This window comes from Leucobacter sp. Psy1 (genome assembly GCF_020096995.1).
Classification (GTDB): domain Bacteria; phylum Actinomycetota; class Actinomycetes; order Actinomycetales; family Microbacteriaceae; genus Leucobacter.
This window is the reverse complement of the sequence record NZ_CP083692.1, coordinates 2,810,846-2,834,698: the sequence shown is the minus strand read 5'-3', so window position 1 is coordinate 2,834,698 and position 23,853 is coordinate 2,810,846. Positions and strand designations below refer to the sequence as shown.

The window sequence follows — 23,853 nt, the reverse complement described above, 5'->3', positions numbered from 1 at the left end:
TGACGTGCAGCATTGGTGAGTCCCTGGGAGCGCGGTTACGTTGCGATCGAAGCGGAGCAGCGCTCGATGCGCTCCCGCCACCACGCAACGCGTTCCGGCCGCGCTGCGTAGCGGTCCAGAAACTCTGGCTCGAGCCGAGGCCGGCGCACGACGATCTCACCGTCCATCGGTACCAGTGAGTCGGCCGTGACATCGCCGTCGAGCAGCGCCACCGTTCCGAGCCCGCACGCCCCCGCGAGCAGGCGGTCGGGCAGTGCTGCTGCGAGGTGCAGGCCCATCGAGATGCCGACGGAGGTGTCGAGTGCGCTCGAGACGACGACGGGGAGTGCCGCCTCCGTCACGATGTCGAGGGCCCGCTGCACGCCGCCGAGCGGTTGAGCCTTCACGACGAGCAGGTCGGCGGCGCCCGCCCGCGCGACTGCCAACGGGTCGCTGGCTTTGCGCACGCTTTCGTCGGCGGCGATCCGGGTGCCGAGTCCGCGGGCGGTCTCCCGCAGCGCGCGGAGCTCATCGATCGTCGCGCAGGGCTGCTCGACGTAGTCGAGGTCGAAGGGTGCGAGTGCCTCGAGTGCGGCTCGCGCCTCATCGAGCGACCAACCCCCGTTGGCGTCGATCCTGAGCGTGCCCGACGGCCCCAGCGATGCCCGCACCGCCACGACCCTGGCCAGGTCGTCCTCGAGCGACTGGCCGCGTTCAGCGACCTTGACCTTGACGGTGTCGCAGCCGGGAAAGCGTGCCAGGATCTCGGGGACTCGCGCAGCATCGACCGCAGGAACGGTCGCGTTCACCGCGATCCGGTCGCGTCGCGGTGCCGGTGTCTCGCCCCAGCCGAACTCGATCGCCGCCCGGAGCCAGGTCGCAGCCTCTTCGTCTGCGTACTCGGGGAACGGGGAGAACTCGGTGGCGCCCTGAGGCGCGGCGAAGACCACGGCTTCCCGCACCGTCACCCCCCGGAAGCGCGTGCGAGTCGGGATCGCGACGACGTGAGCCGCATCGAGGATCTCCTCGAGCGATGGCAGAGCGCGTGGCATGTTCTCGATCATCCCACGGGGATCGGCTCGAGGTACCGCGGTTCCTGGGCATGCGTCGCGGCGAGGCTCTCGGCGACCTCGCCGATGACGGTGCGGAACGCGGCGCTCGCGTGTGTGGGCGCCATGTCTGCGCGACGCGCGACGCTGATGGTGCGCCGCAGGTCGGGATCCGCGAGGGGTGTGATGCGGAGATTCCGGCGTTCGAGGGCGACCATCGCGGGGACGACGGCGACCCCGATGCCGCGCTCGGCGAAGCTCAGCGTCGCGTCCATCTCGGCGCCGGTGACCGCGACCTCGGGGGTGAGGCCTGCGGCAGCGAAGGCGGCGTCGAGTGCGACGCGGAGATCGTAGTTCTCGGGGAACGCGACCAGCGGAATTCCGGCGAGCAGCGAGAGCGAAATGGGGGATCCCGGTCCCGCTCCGGTGAACGGGTCCGGAGCGTCCGCAGCGGAGACCACGACGAGTCGTTCCTGCAGCAGCGGCTCGAGGGACAGCGCCGCGCGGCCCGTGCCCGACGAGACGCTGGTGACGATGAGTGCAAGATCGAGCCCGCCCTCGCCGAGCGCCTCGATGAGGGAGCGCGATCCCCGCTCGACGATTTCTACGTCGATGCCGGGGTGGCGCGCGCGAAACTCAGCGAGCACCTCGGCGACGAGCGTCGTGCAGAGGGTCGGCGTGGCGCCGAGCCTGACGCGTCCGCGTGCGAGCCCCACGAGCTCGGCCATCTCGTCTCGCGCGGTCTCGGCGTCGGCGAGCATGCGCCGGGCGAGGGGGAGGAGGCGCTCGCCCGCCGCCGTCAGCGTGACGCGTCCGCGGGCGCGGTGAAAGAGGTCGACGCCGAACTCGGCTTCCAGGGTCGCGATCTGACGGCTCAGCGACGGCTGCGCGACGTGCAGTCGTTCGGCCGCGCGGGTGAAGTGGCCGATGCGCGCGACCTCTGCGAAGCTGCGGAGCTGTTCGAGGTTCATGTTCGATAGCCTAAACGCATCGAGATGATCCGAACTATTCATTGGAGTAATCGAAGATGCGCTCCTAGCGTGGAGCCCATGATCACCACGACTTCTCCCGCCGAGCGGCTGCTCGCCACCTCCGTCCTCATCATCGGCACGGGAGGCGCCGGACTCCGCGCCTCCATCGAGCTCGCCGAGCAGGGCGTCCAGGTTCTCGCCGTCGGCAAACGACGCGCACACGACGCCCACACCACCCTTGCCGCCGGCGGCATCAACGCCGCGCTCGGCACCATGGACCCCGAGGACAGCTGGCAGCAGCACGCCGCCGACACGCTCCGCGAATCTTACTTCCTCGCCGACCCCGCCATCGTCGAAGTCGTCGCTCGCGGAGCCGCGCAGGGCATCGCAGAGCTCGAGTCCTGGGGCATGCCTTTCGCCAGGGAGGACGACGGCAGGATCAGCCAGCGCTTCTTCGGAGCCCACCGGTACCGTCGCACCTGCTACGCCGGCGACTACACCGGACTCGAGATCCAGCGCACCCTCATGCGTCGTGCCTCCGAGCTGCGGGTGCAGATCGTGGACACCATCTACATCACTCGCCTGCTCACGAGCGACGGACGCATCTTCGGAGCCTACGGCTTCGACATCGTCGACGGGACCCCGGTCGTGATCCACGCCGACGCGGTGATCCTGGCCGCCGGAGGCCACACGCGCATCTGGCGGAACACCTCGTCGCGCCGCGACGAGAACACCGGCGACTCGTTCCGGCTCGCGGCGCTTGCCGGGGGCAAGATCCGCGACGCCGAGCTCGTCCAGTTCCACCCGTCCGGCCTCGTCGAGCCCAGCGATGTCGCGGGGACTCTCGTCTCGGAAGCGGCGCGCGGCGAGGGCGGTATCCTCCGCAATGCACTCGGCGAACGCTTCATGGAGCGTTACGATCCGGAGCGCATGGAGCTCTCGACTCGTGACCGGGTCGCCCTCGCCAGCTACACCGAGATCGCCGAGGGGCGCGGCACGGCGAACGGCGCCGTCACGCTCGACGTGTCGCATCTGCCCCGAGAGCAGATCCTGAATCGCCTGCCTCGCGTCTACCGCAACCTCATCGACTTGCAGATGCTCGACATTACGGAGCAGCCGATCGAGGTCGCCCCGACGGCGCACTACTCCATGGGCGGCGTCTGGGTGCGTCCAGAGGATCACGGCACCGGCGTCGACGGGCTCTACGCGATCGGCGAGGCGTCCTCGGGCCTGCACGGCGCCAACCGGCTCGGCGGCAACTCGCTCATCGAGCTCCTCGTGTACGGGCGCATCACCGGCGCGGATGCCGCCGAGTACGTGCGCGGCATCGGTTCGGTGCGGCGCGATCCTACAGCCGTGGGGGCGGCGCGCGACGAGATGCAGCGGTTGCTCACCGGTTCCGGGAGCGACTCGGAGTCGGCGCACGAGACGCCCCGCCGCCTGCAGCGCGCGCTGCGCGACGTCATGACGGCGCACGCGGGAGTGGTCAGGGATGAGGCCGGCCTCACCGAGGGGCTGGAGAAGGTCGCCGACCTCGAGGATCGCGCCACCCGCGTCACCGCACACCCCGATATCGCGGGATTCGACGATCTCGCCCACGCATTCGATCTCGCAGGGTCGCTGCTCGCGGCCCGCGCGACCCTCGAGTGCGCGATCGAGCGGCGCGAGACACGCGGTTGCCACAACCGGTCGGACTACCCCGAGCAGAACGACGACCTCACCGGCAACATGGTGTGGACTCCGTCGGGAGGTGTGGTGTTCGAGCCGCTGGCCGACGCCCCCGAGGAGTTCCGGCTGCTCGCCAAGGCGGCGGCGGACGACTCGGTCGCCGGCAAGCTCGTCGAGTAGCGCCCGCCCGGCCAGGCCCCACCACGATCTCGGGTCACTTCTTGCGGGTACTGCCCGCCTCGAACCCGCAAGAAGTGACCCGAACGGCCCTGGGCGCCCGGTAGCCTGGAACGCATGACAGAGCAGGTCTCCGAGATCTTCGATCCCGCCGAGTGGACGGTCGCCCCAGGTACCGACTACACCGACATCACCGCGCACCTAAGCCGCGACGGGAGGATCGCCCGCATCGCGTTCAACCGACCCGAGGTGCGCAACGCGTTCCGCCCGCACACTGTCGACGAACTGTACGACGCGCTCGAGCGTGCACGGGTGAACCCGCGTATCGGCGTGGTGCTGCTGACCGGGAACGGGCCCTCGCCGCGCGACGGGGGATGGGCGTTCTGCTCCGGCGGCGACCAGCGGATCCGGGGGCGCAGCGGGTACCAGTACGCGGAGTCCGAGTCCGAGGTCTCGCCCGAGGAATCCGCGCGCGCCGGCCGCCTGCACATCCTCGAGGTGCAGCGGCTCATCCGCTTCATGCCGAAGGTCGTCATCGCGCTCGTTCCCGGCTGGGCGGCGGGCGGTGGCCACTCCCTGAATGTGGTCTGCGACCTCTCGATCGCGAGCGATGAGCACGCGAAGTTCAAGCAGACCGACGCCGACGTCGGGTCGTTCGACGCGGGATACGGCAGCGCCTATTTCGCGAAGCAGATCGGGCAGAAGAACGCGCGCGAGGTCTTCTTCCTCGCCCGCGAGTACTCGGCGCAGCGCGCCTATGAGATGGGTGCCGTGAACGCCGTGGTGCCGCACGCGGAACTCGAGGCGACGGGGATCGAGTGGGCGCGCGAGATCCTGGGCAAGTCGCCGACGGCGATCCGCATGCTGAAGTACGCGTTCAACGCCGTCGACGACGGACTCGTAGGGCAGCAGCTCTTCGCTGGCGAGACCACGCGCCTCGCGTACGGTACCGACGAGGCGGTCGAGGGTCGTGACGCGTTCCTGGAGAAGCGCGACCCCGACTGGGAGGCGTTCCCCTACCACTTCTGAATGCAGGGGCATCGGTTTCGGAACGCGCAACCCCGAGCCGACATGTCGGCGATCGACTAGCATGGGTCGGTGATGAAGAACCTGACGCGCCGGCCCCCCTCCTGGGCGGTCGTCGCGGCACTCGCGTTCACCGGTCTCACGTCGGCGTTTATGTTCACGCTCGTGGTGCCCCTCCAGGCCGAGCTCCCGCGGCTTCTCGACGCGTCCCGCGAGGACACGACCTGGGTCGTGACGATCACGCTGCTCGTCGCGGCCGTGGCGACGCCGATCTCGGGTCGGCTCGGCGACATGTACGGCAAGCGGCGCGTGGTCATCGTTCTGCTGATCGCGCTCATCGTCGGGTCGCTCGTGGCGGCGATGTCGGGGTCGATCATCGGGGTCATCATCGGCCGGGGCCTGCAGGGCATCACGACCGGGGTGATCCCGCTCGGGATCGCCATCATGCGCGATGTGCTCCCGCCTTCGCGGCTCGGTACGGCGGTCGCGCTGATGAGCGCGACGATGGGCGTCGGTGGCGCCGTGGGTATGCCACTCGCGGCATACGTGGCGCAGACGGCGGACTGGCACGCGCTCTTCTGGATGTCGGCCGGGCTCGGCGTGGTCTGCATCGTCGCCAACCTGTTCCTCGTACCGGAGGACACGCTGGTCTACCCCGGTCGTCTCGATATCCCCGGCGCGATCGGCCTCGCGATCGGGTTGACCGGCCTGCTCCTCTACGTGTCGCGCGGTGCGGACTGGGGGTGGGCGTCTCCGCTGGCGCTCGGTTCCCTGATCATCGGTGTGGTGACGATGCTCGCCTGGGGTGTCTACCAGCTGCGTGTGCGGGAGCCGCTCGTCGACCTGCGAGTGGCTGCAAGGCCGCCGGTGCTCCTCACGAACCTTGCCGCGATCGGCATGGGGTTCGCGCTGTTCGCCTCGAACGTGACGTTCCCGCAGCTGCTCGAGATGCCCACGGAATCCGGTGTCGGATTCGGGCTGACGATGATCGAGGCGGCGCTGTGCATCATGCCCGCCGGCCTGATCATGATGTTCCTCTCGCCGCTCTCCGGCATGCTGGAGCGCGTGTTCGGTGCCCGACCGCTGTTCTCGATCGGCACCGCCTCGATCGTGATCGCATACACGTTCGTGCTGCTCTGGTCCTCTGAGGTGTGGCACATCGTCGTGGCGAACGCGATCATCGGCGTCGGCATCGCCTTCGCGTTCGCGGCGATGCCGATGATCATCATGAATGCGGTCCCGGCGAACGAGACGGGGGTCTCCAACGGGCTGAACGCGCTGTTCCGCTCCGTGGGCACCTCGGGGGCGTCCGCCGTGATGGGCGGCGTGCTCGCTTCGATGTCGGTGCAGGTGGGCGATGTGGCGGTGCCGACGACGACGGCGTTCCAGACGTGCTTCTGGATCGCGATCGTGGCGGCTGCGGTCGCGACGGTGCTCACATTCCTGATCCCGCGGACTCCGCCTGAGGAGAAGCGCCCGTCGATTCCGACGCGCAACATCCCGCTCCGGTGACGGCGAGTCCGCAGTACCCTGGACGGGTGAGTTCTTCGACACCGCTTCGCGCTGTTCCCACTGATGATCGGGCGTGGTTGCTCGCCGCTCTTGCGGACGCACTGTCCGGCGGTTCCGCGGTGCTCCCACTCGCACCCGGTGCTGATCCTGCCGATGTCGAGGACGTGCTGGAGCAGCCGATTCCCGAGGGTACGGCGCTCGTGATCCGTACGTCGGGTTCCTCCGGCGTCCCGAAGTCGGTGGCGATCTCGGCGCAGGCGCTGAGGGCCGGCGCCGAGGCGACGCACGAGGCGCTCGGCGGGCCGGGTCAGTGGCTGGTCGCGCTGCCCGTGCATCTCATCGCGGGCGCACAGATGCTGACGCGCAGTCTGATCGCCGGTACCGACCCCGTGTTCTGCGATGGACCCGACGGGCACTTCGATCCCGCGGTGTTCGTGCAGCGCGCCGAGTCGATGGACGCGGATCGGCGCTACGTCTCTCTGGTTCCGGTCCAATTGGCGCGGCTGCTGGATCTCGCCGAGCAGGACCGCGCCGCGGCCGACACCCTCCGCCGATTCGCGGCGATCCTCGTCGGCGGACAGGGGGTTTCGCTCGACCTGCGCCGCCGCTCGCACGCGCTCGGTCTCGAGCTCAGGCGCAGTTACGGCATGACGGAGACCTCGGGCGGGTGCGTCTACGACGGTGTGGAGATCGGCGATACGCAGGTGCGGATCCGCGAGGGCGAAGTGCAGATCGCGGGTTCGGTGCTGGCCGAGGGGTATCTCGGCGACGCGGAGCTGACCGAGGCCGCCTTCGTCGATGATCGCGGGACCCTCTGGTACCGGACCGGTGACGCCGGTGAACTGCTGGGCGGCATGCTCACCGTCACTGGCCGTCTCGACCGCGTCGTGATCTCTGGCGGTATCAACGTGTCACTCGATCAGGTGGAACGGGTCGTCCGCGAGCACGACGGGTGGCGCGAGGCGGTCGCCGTGCCGTTCACGGACCCCGAGTGGGGCGAGCGCCCCGGCCTGGTGCGTGCGATCGCCGAAGAGACCGATGACGCGCTCGGGTTCAGCGACCTGCAGGAGCGGGTGCGGGCCGAGCTCGGTGCGGCGGCGGTGCCGGCGTGGGTGACCGAGCTGGAGGAGCTTCCGCGGCTCCCGAACGGCAAGCCCGACATGCTCCGGGTGCGCGAGCGCATCGGGATGCTCCGGGACAGCTTCCGCGAAGCGGGCCGGCTCAGCTGACCCCTGGCGCGGACGAGTACCCTGGTGGGTGCGCGTCTGCCGCTGAGGCGGGTGCTCGGAACAGAGGCACGAAATAGGGAGAATGCGTGAGCCAGTCGAAGTCGCGTGACGGGCGCCGATCCGGTAATCCGGCGACGCGCGCCGCAGCCGAGGAGCAGGTCGAGGTCGGTGGACGACCGCGGGTCACTCCGCGCGACTGGATCAGCGGGGCGCGGCTGCGCACGCTTCCCCTCGCCATCGCACCCGTCGTGGCCGGGTCGGGGATCGCCCACATGGTCCGCGACTTCTCGTGGCCGCTCGCACTCCTCGCGCTCGGTGTCGCCGTGTTCCTCCAGATCGGTGTGAACTACGCCAACGACTACTCCGACGGGATCCGCGGAACCGATGAGTACCGTGTCGGTCCGGCGCGCCTGACCGGATCGGGACTCGTGAACCCGAAGCGCGTGCTCGCCGTCGCGCTCGTCTTCTTCGGTCTCGCCGCGGTGTGCGGCGTCATCGCCGTGGTGCTGAGCGAGCGCTGGTGGTTCCTCGCGCTCGGTGCGGTCGCGATCGTGGCCGCGTGGTTCTACACCGGCGGCAAGCGGCCGTACGGGTACGCGGGCCTCGGCGAGGTCATGGTGTTCATCTTCTTCGGTCTCGTCGCGACGGTGGGTACGACCTGGTTGCAGACCGACATCCAGACCCAGGAGGTCTGGTTCGCGGCGGTCGGCGTCGGGCTGTTCGCCGTCGCGGTGCTCATCGCGAACAACGTGCGCGACATCGAGACGGACAAGCTCGCAGGCAAGCGCACGCTCGCCGTCATCATCGGGGATCGGGCGTCACGGATCCTCTACGTGGTCTGCGTGCTGCTGCCGTTCGCGGTGCCCGCTCTGTACGGGTTCGCCTACCCGGGCATGGTGCTCGTGTGGCTCGTGCTGTTCGCCGTCATCCCGTGCTGCCTGATCGTACTGTTCGCGAAGACGGCGAAGGAGCTGATCGGTGCTCTCGCGTTGACGAGTCTCGCGTCGCTGGCATACGCCTCGCTGATCGGGGCGGCATTCGCGTTCTAACAGCGCCCGGGCGGTCGCCTTATGTGCGCCTCCCCGCTGCGTAGTGCATCAGATCGCGGCGTCCGCCGCCAGGCGGAAGGGCGCCGGCGGCAGTGAGACGTCAGTGGCGGCGTCGGCGAGCACGCGCCCGATCGCCGGAACGAACTTGAATCCGTGCCCGGAGAAGCCGGCGCCGAACGTGATGCGCCCCACCCGGTCGAGCACGAAGTCACCGGTCGGGGTCGAAGTGTAGGTGCAGCTCAGCTCGACACCCGTGGCGGGGTCGAGCGCGGGGATGAACTCGGCGACGTAGTCGGCCAGACGCTGCCGCCAGGCGTCTGAGCCGCGGAAGGTCCGGCGATCCGGATCGATGGCCTCGCCCGTTACGTGCAGCCCCACTTTGACGCCCTCTCCCGGAGTGAGCATGCTGTAGGCGGCTCCTTCGCGGGGGTCGGTCGCGCTGCCTCCGCGGAAGTGGTTGAACGACGGCCAGCCGGCTTCGAGGTGCGCATGAGTGTCTCGGAACGCGAAGTGCGCGGGGTGCACCTCGGTGACGCGCAGCGTCGGAAGCGCAACGTGCTCGGCGAGCAGCTGCTCGCTCCAGGCGCCGCCCGTCACGACCGCGCCGTCTGCGGTGAACCGGTGGGAGTTCCCGTCGGGGTCGACCGCCGTGACCGTGACCGAATCGTCGCTCTCGCTGATGCCGGTGACGTTCCAACCGAACCGCAGATCGCCTCCGGACACTCGGGCGGAGGCGACGAGCGTCTCGAGCGTCGTCGATGCGTGCACGCGACCTGCCTCGGCGGCGAACAGCACCTCATCGCCTTCGAAGGCGATGCCTGGCCAGCGTTCGCGGGCATCGGCGTTGGTGACGAGCTCGGCGCGACTGCCGCGTTCGGTCAGCTGGGCGTAGGCGCCGTGCACGTTCTCCGCTGCACCGTGCGTGACGAGGCCGCAGAGCGTGAGCAGCGTCGCACCCGAAGCGCGCTCGAGTGCTTCGTAGAGGTGCTTCGCCTCGTCGAACAGGTCGAGGTAGTGCGTCTCATCGTAGGCATTGTTCAGATTGCGGGTGGCTCCGTGCGAAGCGCCGCGCAGATGGCCGGGGGAGTACCGCTCGAGCAAGAGTACGCTGCTGCCGCGAGAGGCCAGCTGCCAGGCCGTGGCGAGGCCCATGGCGCCGCCTCCGACGACGATCTGATCGAAGCGTGCCCGGTGAGACGAGGGCGCGATCATCTCGGCTGGTCGGTGCCGGGCTGCTCGGTTTCGGACTGCTCGGCGCCAGGGCGGACGTCGGCATCGACGTCGGGGGGGCCGGTTCCTGTCGTGCCGCGTGCGGCACCGCTGTCCCGTGCTGCGACCTCGTCGAGCGCGTCGTCCTCGACGATGTCGTCGGCGGTGCGGGTGCGTTGCCGCCAGTCGTGAATGCTCTCTGACGCGGTCTCGCGCTGCCGACTGAGGAAGATGATCGAGAGGGAGAACGCGATGATGGTCGCGATGATCGCGGAGAGCCACCAGCTCCATCCGAGTGCGAAGTAGAGCACTGTGAACGGGACCGCGAAGAACACGAGACGCAGGATGGTGTAGACGGTCCAGGCGGTGCGGGTGCTCACGGGTCCCGATTCTACCGAGCGTGCCTGAATGCTCATCACCCGGTGCTGATCTGGATACCAGGGACCGCCGGTACCATACAGGTATGGTGCGGTTCATGATCATCGGCGTCGTCTTGGCGACCGCCTTCACGCTGTACTCCCTCGTGGATGCGGCGCTGACCGATTCCGCACGCGCACGAGGGGTCTCGAAGGCCGTGTGGGTGGTGCTGATCGTAGTGCTGCCCGTGATCGGCGGCATCCTCTGGTTCACGATCGGCAAGGGCGCGCGTGGAGAGAACCTTGCGGCCCAGCGTCGCGCCGCACCCGATGAGGATCCGCGGTTCACTGGCACGAGCCTCTCGGATTCCGAGCTCGACGAGCACATGCGCGAACTCGAGGAGCGCCTGCGCGAACTCGACAACGAGGTCTACCCCGGTGAGGCGACGGAGCAGCCGGATCCCGGTGCGTCGCGGGCGTCATCCGACGCGGAAGCGCAGTCGGGCCCGTCGTCGGAGCCGCAGCCGCGTCAGCAGCCCGGGACCGGGTCGGAGAGCGGCTCGGAGGACGACGGAACCGCGCCCGGACGCTCGTAACCCGTGAGCGGTACAGCTGCGGCGCCATCGCCGGCTCAGAGGTTCGCCACGCGCCTGATCCGGGCGCTGGTCGCCGAGGGAGTGCGCGACGTCGTCGTCTGCCCGGGATCCCGCTCGCAAGCCCTCGCGCTCGCGGCCGCCAGCGCTGAGGCGCGCAAGGAGATCCGCCTGCACGTGCGCGTCGACGAGCGCTCTGCCGCCTTCTTCGCCCTCGGTGTTGCACGTGAAACCGGTGTGCCGGCACCCGTCATCGTGACGAGCGGCTCGGCAGTGGCGAATCTGGCGCCGGCTGCCGTCGAGGCGTCGGAGGGTCGCGTACCGCTGCTGCTGCTGACGGCGGATCGCCCGGCTGAGTTGCGCGGGATCCGGAGCAATCAGACGACGCGTCAGGCCGGGCTGTTCGCCGGGGTGCTGCGCTGGGGAGCGGACGTCGCCGCACCCGAGGATGATGCCCGGGGGGCTGCGGATCCTGCAGCGGACCCCGCCGCCCTCGCCGAACGAGCAGTGCATGCCGCACGAGGAATGCGCGGGGGATGGCCCGCGGGGCCGGTGCAGCTCAACCTCGCCTTCCGTGAGCCGCTGTCGGGCCCCGAGGAGATCGAGGGAACGGCTCCTCCGGCGGAGGCGCAGGTCGAGACTGAGACCGACGGAACGCACGCGACGACGGCGAGTACCGAGCACGGGCCAGAGCGAGTCGGGGACGTCTACGTGCACGACGGCGACCCGCTCGCCGTGGTCATTGCCGGAGCGGGTGCCGGAGAGCAGGCCGAGACCTTCGCGAGGGAGGCCGGCTTGCCCCTGCTCGCCGAAGTCGTGAGCGGTGCGCGGTTCGGTCGCGAGGCCATCACGGCCTACGCGACGCTGCTCGACGACCCCGCCGTCGGCGGTCTCGTCGAGCGGGTGATCGTGTTCGGGCATCCGACGCTCACGAGGCAGATCCCCGCCCTGCTCAGGCGAGACGACGTCGAGGTCGTCGTGGTGGACCCGTTCAGCGACGGCGAGCACTACGATCCCTCGCGCAGCGCCAGGGTGGTGCGCGACGTCCGCGTGGCCGACGCGTACGATCGCCGGAGCATGCGTCGCTGGCTCGGTGCGTGGGTCGTTCCCGATCGCGAGCTCGTCACCGAGCGATCGACCACGCACGCACCTGATTTCTCCGCGGCGACAGCCCCCGGCTACAAGGACCGGAACGCATACGCCCGCGCCGAGGTCGCCAGCATGCGCGAGCCCGTGACCCGGGAGATGCTCGTCGAATCGGTCTGGCGCGCGACATGGCCCCACGACCGTCTCGTGCTCGCGGCCTCGCGTCTTGTCCGCGTGCTCGACGGGCTGGCGCCCGCCCGCCGCGTCGAGGTGCACGCCAACCGCGGAGTCGCCGGGATCGACGGCACCATCGCCACGGCGCTCGGCATCGCATCGGCGAGCCAGGCGGATGAGGATCCGGCGCGGGCCGCTGGCACGACCCGTGTGCTGCTCGGGGACCTCGCGCTGCTGCACGACGCAGGCTCCCTGCTTCTCCCGCCTGGTGAGCCTCGGCCGAGGGTGCAGCTGCTCGTCGCGAACGACGGAGGGGGCACCATTTTCGACGGCCTCGAGGTGGCGGCGACCACTGGCGCTGACGCGTTCGACCGGGTGATGTACACCCCGCAGCGAGTGGACCTCGCGCAGCTCGCTGCGGCGTACGGCTGGGCATACGTTCGCGTCGAGACGCGCGTCGAACTCGAGCGCCTCTTCACGACGCCGGTAACCCAGCCGACCCTCGTCGAGGTGCCCATCGGCCGGTGACCGATCCGCCGGTGACCGCTCGGCCGCCGGATGCGGTTCCGCAGCGTCTCAGGCGAACGCGTCGGTGATGGGGCGGAACTTCGAGACGGTCTCGGCGAGCTCGTGCTCGGGGTTCGAGCCGTCGACGATGCCTCCGCCCGCGCTCGCGGTGACGGTGCGCACGGCGTCGTCGACCGGCCCGACCTGGGCGCAGCGCAGCGCAATCACCCACTCGCCGTCTCCGGCCGCATCGATCCACCCGACCGCCCCCGCGTAGCGTCCGCGGTCGAAGGGTTCGAGCTCGGCGATCGCGGCGATCGCTGCCGCCGTCGGGGTGCCGGCGACTGCTGCGGTCGGGTGGAGAGCGCCCACGATCTCGAGCGCTGAACTGCTTTCAGAGAGCGTCGCTCCGAGATCCGTCGCGAGATGCCACACGTTCGGCAGTTGCAGCGGGAAGGGCTCCTCGCTCGTCTGCAGCGACCGCACATGCGGGGCAAGCGCGGTGACCACGCTCTGCACGGCGAAGGCGTGCTCGTGCTGCTCCTTGGGGCTCGTGAGCAGTTCGTTCCGCGCGCGCAGGTCGGCCCGCTCGTCCTCCCGGTGACGCCTCCGGGTGCCGGCGAGCACGCGAGCCGAGACGGCGCCGCCCGTCGAGCGGACGAGGGTCTCGGGGCTGGCGCCGACGAGGCCGTCGACCGCGAAGGTCCAGCAGTCGGTGTAGCCTTCGGCGAGGCGGGAGATCGGGGTCCTGAGGTCGGCGTCAGGTTCGATCCTGCCCGAAACCTGCCGCGCGAGCACGATCTTCTCGAGCGCGCCGTCCGTGATCAGGGCGCCCGCGCGTTCAACACCGTCGAGATAGGCCGCGACACCGGGTGCACCGGCGGCATCCCGCGTTCCGAGTGTGGTTCCCTTCCAGGGTCGCACCGGTGTCGTCTCGGGCAGGATCGGCGACCCCTGGTCGGCCGAGGCTTCGGCGCTGGTCACCCGGATCTCGGTGATCCACGCCGAGCCCCGGTGCCTCGCGATGAGGGTGCGGGGCACGATGAGCACGCTCGTGGCGGCGCTCCCCGCGTCGAACGCGAACGTGCCGAGGGCGACGAGCCCGGTACCGGGCAGGCCCACCGGGTCGTCGATGCTCGCGAGAGCGGCGATCCGTCGCCACTCCGCCGCTGCGTGCGCGAAACGATCGGGGCCCGAGAACGTCAGGCGCAGCGTCTCGCCGAGACCGACGCACCCGCGGTCGCCACGGGTCCAGACGAGCGGCTGCTCGGGGTCAGCGAGAGCGACGATGTCGGGGATGCGGTCCAGGGGACGGGTCACCGCGGTGAGGCGGGGCACCTGGGGTTCGCTGGACACCCTGACAATCTACTCCTCCCGCTCGCTGAGAACGTGGGATCTCTCCCGAGAGCACTGAGGATAACGGGCTAGCATGGTGGGGTGACCCGCGCTGACACCTCCACCAAGCTCGCCTCCGACGTCGCGAACATGTTCGACGCCGTGTCGCCGCGATACGACCTCATCAACGACGTGCTGAGTGCAGGGAACTCCCGACTCTGGCGCGTGGCGACCACGCGCGCCGTCGATCCGCGACCGGGCATGCGCATCCTCGATGTCGCCGGGGGCACCGGCACCTCGGCCGCAGCGCTCGCGAAGCACGGCGCGCGGGTGACCGTCGCTGACTTCTCGCGCGGCATGCTCGACGAGGGTGAGCGTCGGCACGCAGGGAACGCGCTGCTCGAGTTCGTGCAGGCCGACGCGACCGCGCTGCCGTTCGAGGACAACGCGTTCGACGCGGCCACGATCTCCTACGGTCTCCGTAACGTGCAGGATCCGCGGCAGGCGCTCCGCGAGATGCGTCGCGTCGTGAAGCCAGGCGGGCGCGTCGTCATCGCCGAGTTCTCGCGCCCGGCGTCCGCGCTGGTGCGGGTGCCGTACACCTTCTACGGGCGTCACGTGCTTCCACGCATCGCCGGGGCCATCAATCGCGATGCCGCGGAAGCGTACCGGTATCTGAACGAGTCCATCGAGACCTGGCCAGCGCAGAACGAGCTCGCCGAATGGCTGCGCGACGCCGGCTTCGAGCGCGTCGGCTACCGCAACCTGACGGGGGGCATCGTCGCCCTGCACCGCGGGTTCGTCCCCTTCACCGTGCCCACGGCCGCCGCCGGGCAGAACGATTCGACTGTTGAGGACGACGCATGACTCACCCGATCGCCGAAGACACTGCGACGCAGGCGCTGCCGATGCGCCTGTTCCGCGGCGCACAGGACCGTCGGCACGCGAAGCGGCTGCAGGACGAGCTCGCGATCGTGGAGGCCGAGCTGCTCGAGCACCTGCGCTTCACGTCGGGAGTCGCTGACTCGCCTGCTCGCTATCTCATGGAGGCGGGCGGCAAGCGGATCAGGCCGATGCTCACCCTCCTCACGAGCGAACTCGGCGACGGCCCCACGCCGTTCGTGCGGCGTGCCGCGCAGGCAATCGAGATCACCCACCTCGCCTCCCTGTACCACGACGACGTCATGGACGATGCGCGGCTGCGGCGCGGAGTACCCGCCGCGCAGACGGTGTGGTCGAACTCGGTTGCGATCCTCGCCGGAGACCTGCTCTTCGCCCGCGCATCAACCCTGGTGTCCGGCATGGGGGAGGAGGCGATCCTGCTGCAGGCGCAGACCTTCGAGCGTCTCTGCCTCGGTCAGCTCCACGAGACCGTCGGACCGCAGGACGGCGAGGATCCGGTCGACCACTACCTCCAGGTGCTCGCGGACAAGACCGGAGCACTCATCTCAACGGCGGCGCGCATGGGCGTGATGTTCAGCGGAGCGCCGCAGGAGTACGCCGACCCGGTCACCGAGTACGGCGAGCGCATCGGTGTCGCCTTCCAGCTGATCGACGACGTCATCGACCTCTCGCCGGCAGCCGAGCGCACCGGCAAGCGGGCGGGCACCGACCTCAGGGCCGGCGTGTCGACGCTTCCGCTCCTGCTGCTGCGTCGCCGGGCAGCGGCTGGCGACCCCGACGCCGCGCTGCTGCTCGACCGCATCGACACGGGTGTGGAGCGCATCGCGGCCGGAGAGGACGGAGCGCTGCTCGATCGCGAGGTCGAGGCGCTCCGCGAGCACGAGGTCACGCGCGAGACCGAGGCCGCCGCGCACCGCTGGGCGACCGAGGCTGTCGATGCCCTCGCCCCTCTCCCGAAGTCTTCGGTCAAGCGCGCGCTCGAGCGCATGGCCGACTCCATCGTGAACCGCGAGGGTTGATCGCGGTCGGACTGGCCGGCCACCCTCTCCTCGCACCGCCCACCCCGGAAGGAACGCACGCACCCATGACCAATATGCGCCTGGCGATCGTCGGAGCCGGCCCCGCCGGCATCTACGCCGCGGATCTGCTGCTGAAGGCCGAACGCGACTTCGGTGTCGAGATCGACCTCTTCGAACAGCTGCCCGCCCCGTACGGTCTCGTGCGCTATGGCGTCTCCCCCGACCACCCACGCATCAAGGGCATCATCACGGCGCTGCGAGACGTGCTCGATCGCGGCGACATTCGCTACTTCGGCAACGTTCGCTACGGCACCGACATCACGCTCGAGGACCTCAAGCGCCACTACCACGCCGTGATCTTCGCGACCGGCGCGATCCGCGACGCCGATCTGAACATTCCGGGAATCGACGCCGAGGGGTCGTACGGCGCCGCCGATTACGTCAGCTGGTTCGACGGGCACCCCGACGTGCCCCGCACCTGGCCGCTCGAGGCCGAGCAGGTCGGCGTCGTCGGGAACGGCAACGTGGCGCTCGACATCTCGCGCATGCTCATCAAGCACGCGGATGATCTGCTGCCCACCGAGATCCCCGAGAACGTCTACGAGGGGCTCAAGTCGAATCCGATCCAGGAGCTGCACCTGTTCGGCCGTCGCGGACCCGCCTACGTGAAGTTCACGCCGCTCGAGCTGCGAGAGCTGGGCGAGGTGAACGACGTGGACATGGTCGTCGAGGAGCGCGACTTCGACGTGGATGACACGTACGCCGACGAGACGCTGGCGAAGAACAAGCAGGTCATCGTCATGCAGCGCGTGATGAACAAGTGGCGTGAGGAGCAGCGCGCCCGCGAGGAGTCGGGGGAGCATGCCTCGCGACGACTCCACTTCCACTTCTGGTCGAAGCCGGTCGAGGTCGTGACTGAGGACGGTCGCGTCGCCGGCCTCAAGGTCGAGCGCACTGCGCCCGACGGCCAGGGCGGCGTCATCGACACCGGCGAGTTCGAGGTGATTCCGATGCAGGCGCTCTACCGGGCCGTCGGCTACTTCGGATCGCCCCTCGACGAGATCCCGTTCGACGAGCGTCGTGGCGTGATCCCGAACGAGCAGGGGCGCGTCATCGACGCGTCGGGCGAGCGGCTGCACGGAGTCTACGCCACCGGCTGGATCAAGCGCGGTCCCGTCGGGCTCATCGGGCACACGAAGTCCGACGCCATGGAGACGCTCGAGTGCCTGCTCGAGGATCGCCAGCACTGGTGGACGCCGGAAGAGCCCGAGCTCGATGCGATTCCCGAGCTGCTCTCATCGCGAGAGGTGCCCTACACGACCATCGACGGGTGGCGACGACTCGATGAGCACGAGCTGTCGCTCGGCGAGCAGGCCGGCCGGACGCGCATCAAGGTTGTCCCCCGCGACGAGATGACCCGCATCTCCCGCGAGTCCTGAACTCGACGCACGAACGCCCCGGTTCCGCCACTCGCGCATTCCGGGGCGTTCGCGCGTTCGGGTCGCTACGCGCGAACGCCGAGCGCGGCGGCCAGTGCGATCAGGTGCTCGCTCGTGCCGCCCTCGATTCGCAGGTCGGCCCGTGCATCCACGGCTGTGGGGCCGCGGTTGATGACGGCGATCGGGATCCCGCGCTTCTCGGCGCGATGGACGAGCCGGATCCCGGTGTTCACCGCGAGCGATGACCCCGCGATGATCAGTGCGTGGGCGGACTCGACGAGCGCCTCGGCGCGGGCGAAGACCTGTACAGGCACGAACTCGCCGAAGTAGACGACGTCGGGTCTCAGGATGCCGGTGCAGTGCGGGCACTGCGGCACCTGTACCGCGGAGATATCGCCGACCTCGGCGTCGCCGTCGGGGTTGATCGCCGCATCGCGGTGCCGCTCGACGAAGCCGGGATTCAGCTCTTCGAACCACCCGAGCACCTCGGAGCGCGACCAGCGTCGATCGCACCCGGTGCAGCGGATCACGTCGCCGTTGCCGTGGAGCTCCACGAGTTCTCTGGCACCCGCGCGACCGTGGAGGCCATCGACGTTCTGCGTGATGACGCCATTCAGGCGCCCGGCACGTTCGAGCGCCGCGACCGCGAGGTGCCCGGCGTTCGGTTCGATGACCGGAGCGCGTCGCGCGTTCACCGCAGCGCCCGCCCAGAAGCGCTGACGGTAGCGGAGATCGTCCATGAACTCGTGGATCCGCATCGGGTGGCGCGGCGGACTTCCGGCTCCGCGGTAGTCGGGAATGCCCGAGTCAGTGCTGATCCCGGCGCCCGTGAGTATGGCTGCCGGCCCAGTCGTGAAGAGTGCTGCGAGCGAAGCGATGTCGGTGTCCGCGATGCTGTTCGTCTGCATGGTGCCTCCTGCCCGCCACTCTAGCGGGCCGCCCGGTGTGATCGAGGAGGGGCCGGCGCCGCCGGTAAGATGAAGCCCATGACCGACGCGCGCAGCCAGCTCATCGACCTGATCACCTCTGAAGCTGTCTTCCACGGCGACTTCACGCTCACGAGCGGCAAGAAGGCGACCTACTACATCGACCTCCGCAAGCTGAGCCTCGATCACCGTGCGGCTCCGCTCATCGGCCAGGTCATGCTCGACCTTATCGACGACATCGACGGCGTGGTCGCGGTCGGCGGCCTCACCATGGGCGCTGACCCGATCGCATCGGCGATCATGCACCAGGGCGCTGGGCGCGGCAAGACCTACGACTCGTTCGTAGTCCGCAAGGAGCCCAAGGACCACGGTCGCGGTCGCCAGGTCGAGGGCCCCGACCTCGCAGGCAAGCGCGTCGTGGTGGTTGAGGATACCTCGACCACCGGCGGGTCACCCCTCAAGGCGATCGAGGCGCTCGAGAAGGTCGGAGCCGAGGTCGCAGCCGTCGCCGTCGTCGTGGATCGCCAGGCCCCCGCGAAGTCCCGCATCGAGGGCGAGGGGTACGAGTACCGCTACGCCATCGGACTCGATGACCTCGGGCTCGACCCGCAGTAGCAGGGCGCTCTTTCACGGGCTCGGGGAGCCCTGCCGTCCTCAGGCGCCGCCTCGCTTGTGGCGTCGCCTCGCTTGTGGTGCCGCTTCGAGCGAGGGCACACCTGCTATACGCCGACACGCGATAGTCGCCGCGAATACGGTGTGCTGTCGCGAGGATCATGTGTCGACGTGGTTGCCAGCTACCCGCCCCTACGCGCGGCGTTGGAGCGTGCGGTCGACCGCACGCCAGATCAGCGCGAGCACGACGATCGCCGCGAGCGATATGACGGCGACGGTGCCGAAGTACTGGGCCTCGGAGCCCGTCTCGTAGAACTGCGAGATGCGCCCGGCGAGCGTCGAGCCCCCGGCCATGGTCAGGAAGTAGAGCGCAGTCATCTGCGCGTTCGCGGAGCGTGGGGACATGCCCGCCGTGATCGAGAGCGCCGCGGGGGCGAAGAGCGCCTCGCCCATGGCGAAGAGGAGCATCACCGCGATCGCGACGAACAGTGGCATCGATTGCCCCGTCGCAATGCTGAACGGGACGATCGCTGCTGCGCCGAGCCCCATGAAGACGACGCCGCTCACCACCTTCGTCACCGGTGAGATGCGCGACGCGCGGCTGCGACTCCACAGGAGTGCGAGCAGCGCGGTGAAGGCGGCGACGACGAGGCTCTCGAGTGTGACGATGAGCGTGGGCGAGACGGAGACGCTGCCGAGGCTGAGGTCGATCTTCGTGTCGGCGAACACCGCGAAAGCGGTGAAGAGCTGGAAGAGGAGTGTCCAGAAGACCAGGCTCATGAGGAAGATGGGGACGAACCGGATGACGTCGTAACGCTCCGCGCGGCTGACCTCTCGCGACGAGAGCAGCACGGCGAAGTACGCGATCGCGGCTCCGACTACGACGAGCGCGACGACGTCGCTGATGTTCTCGGCTCGAATGATCCCGACCGCGACGGCGACGGCGATGACGGCGATCGCGAGGAGCGCGATCCCGGCCCACGCCTTCCGGCTCCGTGCCGGCAGCGGGTTCGGCACGACGGCGGTGCCGGCCGGTAGTTTGCGCATGCCGACTGCGTACTGGACGAGGCCGACCGCCATGCCGGCTGCGGCAGCGCCGAAGGCGACATGGAAGCCCCAGTTCTGGTGCAGCACGCCGGTGAGCAAGGGTCCGAAGAAGGCGCCGATGGTGATGCCCATGTAGTAGATGGAATAACCGGCGTCCCGCTTCGCACCGCCCTCTGGGTAGAGCGCCCCGACCATCATCGTGGTGTTCACCTTCAGTCCGCCTGTCCCGACGACGATGAGGGCGAGCCCGCAGACGAGGCCGATGAGGCCGGGCACGAACGCGAGCAGCAGGTGGCCGATCATAATCGCCGCTGCTCCGATGAACACGACGTGCTTCGCGGCAAGGACGCGGTCGGCGATCCACGCGCCGACGATCTGGGCGATGTAGACGAGCCCGCCGTATGAGCCGGCGATGCCGAGCGCCACCGCCTGTGGCAGGCCGAGGCCTCCGTCTGCGAGGGAGAAGTACAGGTAGTAGGCGAGAAGCACCTGGAGGCCGTAGAAGCTGAAGCGTTCCCACATTTCGGTGCCCGAGAGCGTGATCAGGCCGCTGGGCTTTGCGTCGTCGGCGACCACGCCGAGTGCACGGGTGACCCCCACTGCGCCGGTGCGGCCCGTGCCCGGGGAGGGCTCGGGGTGATGAGTGCGGGTGGACTGGGGCTTCGTCATTGATCCTCCGTGCGGTGGTGTTCACGCGTCCGATGCGTGATGCCAGCAGTTGTCCTGTTGGTCGGACCAAGATAGCATTGCAGTGGATCCAGGGAATTGCAAGCGCCGATCCTCGGAGTCGATAGCGCGAGGTTCCCGGGGCCGATGATTGCGCTGGTCGGGATCAGGGATGTTATCCTGATCCGGCTGTTGGTCAGACCAAAGTCGGAAGAGTCGGAGGACCTTATGGATTGGGCCGCAATCGGACGTTCCGTTCCGCTGTCGGTGCCGGAGCGGCTCTCTGTCGACATCGAACGCCTCATCCTCGAGGGCACCCTCGCCCCGGGTGAGAAGCTTCCGCCGGAGCGAGAACTGGCGGACCACCTCGGAGTCTCCCGTGTCTCGGTGCGCGATGCGCTCCGAGAGCTTGAGACGCGTGGCCTGATCGCTCGCAAGCCCGGCAGGGGCACTATCGTGCGCGATCCGGGCGAGCTTGGCGACCGGTTCGAGGAGACGCTGGTGGCGCTGAGCTCTCTGAGTTCCGACCTGCAGCACATCATGGAGCTTCGTGCCATCGTCGAGCCCCCGATCGCGCGCATCACCGCGCACCGGGCGGCGCCGCGGGATCTCGCCCAGCTCCGGGAACTCGTCGAAGCGATGGAGGCCGATGTAACGCAGGAGCGCTACGCCGAGCTCGACCGGGCCTTCCACCAGGCCATCGCCCAGTACGCGCACAATCCGCTCCTGACCTACATCAACGAGCAGATCGCGCAGCAGATCGCCCCGAGCCGCGCGTCCCGATACCAGACGCAGGAGCGGCGCAGGGCATCGAGTGCGGCGCATCGCCGCATCTTCGAGGCGATCGCGCAGGGCGACGGCGAGCTCGCCGAGCAAGAGGCGCGGGCGCACGTGCTCGATATCAGCGACCAGATCGCCCGAGCGGCGACCGACAGGAAGACGGTGCAGTCTTGACGCGAACGATCGGCGCACGAGGCGCCATCTCCACCTCCCACCACCTTGCCACTGAGGCGGGTGCGGCAGTGATCGAGGCGGGCGGTAACGCCGTCGACGCGGCGATCACCGCGGCGGCGACGCTCTGCGTGGTGTACCCGAACAACGTGGCGCTCGGGGGCGACCTGGTCGCCCTGGTCCGCAGCCCTCACGGGGAGGTGCACTTCTTGAACGCGACCGGACGGTCGCCGAGCGGGCAGACCCTTGCAGGACTGCGCGAGCGTCACGGTGATGCCCTGCCGCTGCGGGGCATCGACACGGTCACCGTTCCCGGCGGGGTCCGCGGGTGGCGTGCGCTGCACGACTTCGGCGCGACGCGCGAGTGGGCGCAGCACCTCGCGCCGGCAACGGAGTTCGCGGAGGCTGGGCACCCGACCGCCCGTTCGGTGGCGGCAGCCCTCATCGAGAATCATGCGTCCCTGGCGCAGGATCCCGGCGCCCGCGACATCTTCTACCCGAACGGCGAACCACTGACCGCGGGGGAGACGCTGGTGCAGCCGGCGCTCGCCGCCACACTCCGCACGCTGGCGGAGCAGGGGGCGGACGCGTTCTACTCGGGCGAACTCGCGCGCACCTGGGTCGCCGGGCTCCGCGGGGCCGGTTCGCAGATCACCCTCGAAGACACTGCCGCCTACCGCCCCGAGTGGGCTGAACCGCTCGCCGGCGACTTCGACGGTCACCGCGTGCTCACCGGCCCGCCGAACACCTCGGGATTCATGCTGCTGCGCGCCCTGAACGCGGTCGCTCAGCGCATCGAGGATCCGCTCGGCGCCGGTGCCGGTGCGCTCGCGGCGGCCTTCCGCGATGCCAATGCCGTCCGCGCGGCCTTCCTCGCCGATCCGGCGGCCGGACCGAGCGGTGAGCAACTCGTCGCAGCCGAGGTGCCGACGGGGGATCACGTCGCCGACCCCAAACGCAGTGGGGACACCGTCGGCCTGAGCGCGGTGACGGCTGACGGGTGGGCCGTCTCGCTCATCAACTCCGTCTACTGCAGTTTCGGCGCGCACATCCTCGAACCGCAGACGGGGGTGCTCTTCCAGAACCGCGGCACCTCGTTCGCGCTCGATCCGGCACTGCCGAACGTGTTCGCCCCGAACAAGCGTCCCCGCCACACGCTGATGCCGGTCATGGTGCTGCGCGACGGCGAACTGGCCTGGGTGCCCTCGACGATGGGCGGATCGGCGCAGCCCCAGATCCACGCCCAGCTGCTGCTGCGCTCGTTCGGAGGAGCGGCACCGCAGGAGGCGACCCACGCACCGCGGTGGATCGTCGATGAGATCGGGGGCGACGGGAAGCTGACCGTCACGCTCGAAGAGGACGTGCCCGAGACGGCCCGCGACGCCATCGTGGCTGCGGGGTTCGAGCTGAATATCGTTCCCCGCTACTCCGAGGATCTCGGCCACTCGAACCTCATCAGGGTCCGCGCCGCCGCACTCGACGCCGCCAGCGACCCCCGCTCCGACGGCTCGGCGATCGTGGTCGACGCATGACCTCCGCATCGCCCCCCGTCCCATCCGCGCAACCGAAAGCCTCACCGCACATGGATCAGCTCGAACGCCCCCGTCCCGGGATCCTCCCGCTCATCCTCATGGGCGCGCTCACCGGCCTGCTCTCCGGCCTCTTCGGCATCGGTGGCGGGGTCCTGCTCGTGCCGATGCTCGTGCTCTTCCTCGGATTCCAACAGCGGCTCGCAGCGGGAACGTCGGTGGCGGCGATCCTGCCCGCCGCGATCGTCGGCGGCATCGGGTACGCCGTGCAAGGCAACGTCGACTGGGTCGCCGCCCCGCTCCTCGCTATCGGCATCGTGATCGGCGCGCAGCTCGGCAGTTACCTGCTGTCGCGCACGCCCACGGGGTTCCTCCGCTGGATGTTCATGGTCTTCCTGCTGGTCGTGGTGGTGAGCCTGTGGTTCGTGGTGCCCGAGCGTGACGACACCATCGACATCACCGTGCTCACGGGAGCCCTGCTCGTCGTCACCGGCCTCCTCACGGGCGTGCTCTCGGGACTGCTGGGCGTCGGAGGCGGAGTCGTCGTGGTCCCGATCCTGATGTTCTTCTTCGGCGCGAGCGACCTGATCGCCAAGGGCACCTCGCTCATCATGCTCATCCCCGGCTCGATCTCGGGCACGTTCGGCAATTCCCGCCGACGCAACGTCGATCTCCGCTCGGCCGCCGTGCTCGGGATCGCGGCGAGCGTGCTCTCTCCGCTCGGGTCCGTGATCGCGACGTGGATCTCGCCCTTCTGGTCGAACGTGGCGTTCTCGATCCTCCTCGGACTTATCCTGCTGCAGATGCTGGTGCGCACGCTCCGCCGCAAGAAGTAGCGGTT

At 69.4% G+C, this 23,853-nt stretch carries 21 protein-coding genes; 14 read left to right on the top strand and 7 right to left on the bottom strand.

What is annotated here, in order from left to right:
* Positions 1 to 35: 35 nt before the first annotated feature.
* Positions 36 to 1,031 (bottom strand): o-succinylbenzoate synthase, encoded by a 996-nt coding sequence (locus K8P10_RS13380; RefSeq protein ID WP_224779392.1) that lies wholly within the window; start codon positions 1,029 to 1,031, stop codon positions 36 to 38.
* Positions 1,032 to 1,039: 8 nt separating this feature from the next.
* A complete protein-coding gene (locus K8P10_RS13375; protein ID WP_224779391.1) occupies positions 1,040 to 1,999 on the bottom strand; it encodes a LysR family transcriptional regulator in 960 nt (319 codons plus the stop codon).
* 78 nt (positions 2,000 to 2,077) lie between these two features.
* Between K8P10_RS13375 and K8P10_RS13370 the strand changes: the two genes are divergently transcribed.
* From K8P10_RS13370 to K8P10_RS13350, 5 genes are all read left to right on the top strand, one after another.
* Positions 2,078 to 3,847: an FAD-binding protein gene (locus K8P10_RS13370; protein ID WP_224779390.1), complete on the top strand. Its 1,770-nt coding sequence runs from the start codon at positions 2,078 to 2,080 to the stop codon at positions 3,845 to 3,847.
* A 114-nt stretch (positions 3,848 to 3,961) separates the two neighbouring features.
* Positions 3,962 to 4,873, top strand: coding sequence for a 1,4-dihydroxy-2-naphthoyl-CoA synthase (locus K8P10_RS13365; RefSeq protein WP_224779389.1), 912 nt, complete (start codon positions 3,962 to 3,964; stop codon positions 4,871 to 4,873).
* A gap of 72 nt (positions 4,874 to 4,945) precedes the next feature.
* Positions 4,946 to 6,382 carry an MFS transporter gene (locus K8P10_RS13360; RefSeq protein ID WP_224781294.1) on the top strand — a complete coding sequence of 479 codons (1,437 nt, stop codon included), beginning with the start codon at positions 4,946 to 4,948 and terminating at the stop codon, positions 6,380 to 6,382.
* 26 nt (positions 6,383 to 6,408) lie between these two features.
* A complete protein-coding gene (locus K8P10_RS13355) occupies positions 6,409 to 7,611 on the top strand; it encodes an AMP-binding protein (RefSeq protein WP_224779388.1) in 1,203 nt (400 codons plus the stop codon).
* A gap of 86 nt (positions 7,612 to 7,697) precedes the next feature.
* Positions 7,698 to 8,660 carry a 1,4-dihydroxy-2-naphthoate polyprenyltransferase gene (locus tag K8P10_RS13350; RefSeq protein WP_224779387.1) on the top strand — a complete coding sequence of 321 codons (963 nt, stop codon included), beginning with the start codon at positions 7,698 to 7,700 and terminating at the stop codon, positions 8,658 to 8,660.
* A 48-nt stretch (positions 8,661 to 8,708) separates the two neighbouring features.
* Here the strand turns inward: K8P10_RS13350 and K8P10_RS13345 are convergent, their stop codons facing one another.
* Positions 8,709 to 9,872: an FAD-dependent oxidoreductase gene (locus K8P10_RS13345; protein WP_224779386.1), complete on the bottom strand. Its 1,164-nt coding sequence runs from the start codon at positions 9,870 to 9,872 to the stop codon at positions 8,709 to 8,711.
* On the bottom strand, positions 9,869 to 10,249 hold the full coding sequence (locus tag K8P10_RS13340) for a DUF4229 domain-containing protein (RefSeq protein WP_224779385.1): 381 nt from the start codon (positions 10,247 to 10,249) through the stop codon (positions 9,869 to 9,871). Before K8P10_RS13340 ends, K8P10_RS13345 begins: the two co-directional genes overlap by 4 nt.
* Before the next feature lie 83 nt (positions 10,250 to 10,332).
* On the opposite strand from K8P10_RS13340, the gene K8P10_RS13335 reads away from it, so the two are divergent.
* Complete coding sequence (locus tag K8P10_RS13335; protein WP_224779384.1) at positions 10,333 to 10,821, top strand: PLDc N-terminal domain-containing protein; 489 nt, start codon at positions 10,333 to 10,335, stop codon at positions 10,819 to 10,821.
* Positions 10,822 to 10,824: 3 nt separating this feature from the next.
* Positions 10,825 to 12,606 carry a 2-succinyl-5-enolpyruvyl-6-hydroxy-3-cyclohexene-1-carboxylic-acid synthase gene (menD, locus tag K8P10_RS13330; protein WP_224779383.1) on the top strand — a complete coding sequence of 594 codons (1,782 nt, stop codon included), beginning with the start codon at positions 10,825 to 10,827 and terminating at the stop codon, positions 12,604 to 12,606.
* 48 nt (positions 12,607 to 12,654) lie between these two features.
* Here menD and K8P10_RS13325 read toward each other — a convergent pair whose 3' ends face one another.
* Positions 12,655 to 13,941 (bottom strand): isochorismate synthase MenF, encoded by a 1,287-nt coding sequence (locus tag K8P10_RS13325; RefSeq protein ID WP_224779382.1) that lies wholly within the window; start codon positions 13,939 to 13,941, stop codon positions 12,655 to 12,657.
* 81 nt (positions 13,942 to 14,022) lie between these two features.
* Here K8P10_RS13325 and ubiE point away from each other — a divergent pair, with 81 nt between their 5' ends.
* The 3 genes from ubiE to K8P10_RS13310 all read left to right on the top strand — a co-directional run bounded on the left by ubiE (position 14,023) and on the right by K8P10_RS13310 (position 17,281).
* Positions 14,023 to 14,787: a bifunctional demethylmenaquinone methyltransferase/2-methoxy-6-polyprenyl-1,4-benzoquinol methylase UbiE gene (gene ubiE, locus K8P10_RS13320; RefSeq protein ID WP_224779381.1), complete on the top strand. Its 765-nt coding sequence runs from the start codon at positions 14,023 to 14,025 to the stop codon at positions 14,785 to 14,787.
* On the top strand, positions 14,784 to 15,842 hold the full coding sequence (locus K8P10_RS13315; protein ID WP_224779380.1) for a polyprenyl synthetase family protein: 1,059 nt from the start codon (positions 14,784 to 14,786) through the stop codon (positions 15,840 to 15,842). Before ubiE ends, K8P10_RS13315 begins: the two co-directional genes overlap by 4 nt.
* A 65-nt stretch (positions 15,843 to 15,907) precedes the next feature.
* Positions 15,908 to 17,281 carry an FAD-dependent oxidoreductase gene (locus K8P10_RS13310; RefSeq protein ID WP_224779379.1) on the top strand — a complete coding sequence of 458 codons (1,374 nt, stop codon included), beginning with the start codon at positions 15,908 to 15,910 and terminating at the stop codon, positions 17,279 to 17,281.
* 65 nt (positions 17,282 to 17,346) lie between these two features.
* Here the strand turns inward: K8P10_RS13310 and K8P10_RS13305 are convergent, their stop codons facing one another.
* Positions 17,347 to 18,189: a Sir2 family NAD-dependent protein deacetylase gene (locus tag K8P10_RS13305; protein WP_224779378.1), complete on the bottom strand. Its 843-nt coding sequence runs from the start codon at positions 18,187 to 18,189 to the stop codon at positions 17,347 to 17,349.
* Positions 18,190 to 18,267: 78 nt separating this feature from the next.
* Here K8P10_RS13305 and pyrE point away from each other — a divergent pair, with 78 nt between their 5' ends.
* Positions 18,268 to 18,822: an orotate phosphoribosyltransferase gene (gene pyrE / locus K8P10_RS13300; RefSeq protein WP_224779377.1), complete on the top strand. Its 555-nt coding sequence runs from the start codon at positions 18,268 to 18,270 to the stop codon at positions 18,820 to 18,822.
* 189 nt (positions 18,823 to 19,011) lie between these two features.
* Here pyrE and K8P10_RS13295 read toward each other — a convergent pair whose 3' ends face one another.
* Positions 19,012 to 20,535, bottom strand: coding sequence for a peptide MFS transporter (locus tag K8P10_RS13295; RefSeq protein WP_224779376.1), 1,524 nt, complete (start codon positions 20,533 to 20,535; stop codon positions 19,012 to 19,014).
* Positions 20,536 to 20,760: 225 nt separating this feature from the next.
* Between K8P10_RS13295 and K8P10_RS13290 the strand changes: the two genes are divergently transcribed.
* The 3 genes from K8P10_RS13290 to K8P10_RS13280 are packed head-to-tail and all read left to right on the top strand — an operon-like array spanning position 20,761 to position 23,848.
* On the top strand, positions 20,761 to 21,486 hold the full coding sequence (locus K8P10_RS13290) for a FadR/GntR family transcriptional regulator (RefSeq protein ID WP_224779375.1): 726 nt from the start codon (positions 20,761 to 20,763) through the stop codon (positions 21,484 to 21,486).
* Positions 21,483 to 23,015: a gamma-glutamyltransferase family protein gene (locus tag K8P10_RS13285; RefSeq protein WP_224779374.1), complete on the top strand. Its 1,533-nt coding sequence runs from the start codon at positions 21,483 to 21,485 to the stop codon at positions 23,013 to 23,015. The genes K8P10_RS13290 and K8P10_RS13285 overlap by 4 nt, the downstream gene beginning before the upstream one ends.
* A gap of 50 nt (positions 23,016 to 23,065) precedes the next feature.
* Complete coding sequence (locus tag K8P10_RS13280; protein WP_224779373.1) at positions 23,066 to 23,848, top strand: sulfite exporter TauE/SafE family protein; 783 nt, start codon at positions 23,066 to 23,068, stop codon at positions 23,846 to 23,848.
* The last annotated feature ends 5 nt before the right edge of the window (positions 23,849 to 23,853 follow it).